The sequence below is a fragment of the Herbiconiux daphne genome, assembly GCF_024979295.1.
GTDB lineage: Bacteria > Actinomycetota > Actinomycetes > Actinomycetales > Microbacteriaceae > Herbiconiux > Herbiconiux daphnes.
In genome coordinates, this window is the sequence record NZ_JANLCJ010000089.1 from 1 (window position 1) to 1,478 (window position 1,478).

Below are 1,478 nucleotides of genomic sequence, written 5' to 3' on the forward strand. Positions count from 1 at the left end.
CGATGAATTGTAAAAACTTGTTTTTTTCATCAAATAAGGCACATTCAAGTATGCGGTCTGACGTTGGAAACAAAACATCATAGTAGAATTCTGTTTGACCATTTGTGAATTCTACTCTCAGATTGTGTCTTACCGGTTTCAAATCTTCATTTTGGTTTTCATTTAAATTTTTTTCTGACATATTTACCTCCTTTCTTAAATTCATTATATCAAAACATGGAAACATATTGACCAACTCAATAAAAAAACTTACTAGTAAATTACTAATAAGTTTTCCCACCATTAAGTTTGCATTGCAAAGAGGCACAACGATGTAACTGTAGCAAGCTTGCACTTGCCAAATTATTGGACACCTATTACATTATACAGAAACAATATAATTATTTGACCAACTAAGTCACAATATTACATTATCTTGTATGAAATAGTGTGATTTGCACTGGTTCCCAGAACCGACAGATGCCTGAACTGTCGCCTTTCCCTCATTTATTTCAAGAGACCATAATCTTTGTGCCCTGTCAAACGTGTCCGCTATCGCCAAAGCTTCTTTCTGCTCACATTTTCCGCACGGGCAGAAATACTTAAGCATCCTTATCACCTTATTGTAGTAAAGCACACCGTGTTTGAAATTGTCACCTTGCGGAAACCTTTCAACTATTTCAATCTTTTCAAATTCTTTCAATTTCATATTATATTTCCGCCTCTTCCTCAATCATGTAATGGAGTTTCATACGTACACTTCACCACGCGTACTCACCGCTGTTTGAAATGTCTTTTAGGCGTTTGCTTCACTTTCCGGAAGTGTCCCTCTTGACTTCACCTTTGGTGTTGTATGCCTTGGGAACATTCTTAAGTCATTCGACAAGTTTTTCATTTCTCTCATCAACCATTATCATTCCATAGTCAATTCCGTTTTGCCAAAGTACGTCTCTCCCTTCTGTCCCGAAACCATATTCCTCAATCTTACCGTTCTTGTTTTCAAGCGGCAGCACCCAATCGAAGTAAACCTTTCCGTCAGAGTTGACCCCTTGAAGGTTATCAACCATTTTTCCGACATAACTTCCGTCATCGTCATCGAAGATGCAACTTGTGGCAGTTCCCTTTCTGACCTTGTATTCATGGTTTCTCATGAATTGGTCGAATGACAGCTTGCTTGCGTCAATCATCATCTGATGGTAAAGTTGAGTGTTTTCACCCTGTGCACCCTTTCCATAACCTTCAATCTCGATTTGCGGATGGAGCATCACCTTAAGGTCTGTATAGACCGTTTGGTATTCGCCGTTTCCCAAGTCCTTGTATCTTTTCAATCCTGAATATGTACATGGTGTCCCGACAGGACCACGGTTCGCATCATGGTCTCAACCCATTGAGAAGTTAAGGATGTATCTGTCCTTTTCCTTCAGTTTTTCCAATGTGTCAATCGGTGTGAAAGACTTGAAGTTAAATCTTTTTTCAACGCTGTCATTTCCGTCATTTCC

General features: G+C 39.0%; 3 protein-coding genes. All 3 read right to left on the reverse strand.

The features are described 5' to 3' along the window. The coding region (locus N1032_RS23140) for a hypothetical protein (protein WP_259542690.1) at positions 1-181 on the reverse strand (181 nt) is incomplete at its 3' end. Between the two features lie 216 nt (positions 182-397). Further along, the gene (locus N1032_RS23145) at positions 398-682 is read right to left on the reverse strand and encodes a DUF6527 family protein (protein ID WP_259542692.1); all 285 of its coding nucleotides are present in this window, start codon (positions 680-682) and stop codon (positions 398-400) included. A gap of 172 nt (positions 683-854) precedes the next feature. After that, the gene (locus N1032_RS23150) at positions 855-1,307 is read right to left on the reverse strand and encodes a hypothetical protein (protein WP_259542693.1); all 453 of its coding nucleotides are present in this window, start codon (positions 1,305-1,307) and stop codon (positions 855-857) included. Positions 1,308-1,478 lie beyond the last annotated feature (171 nt).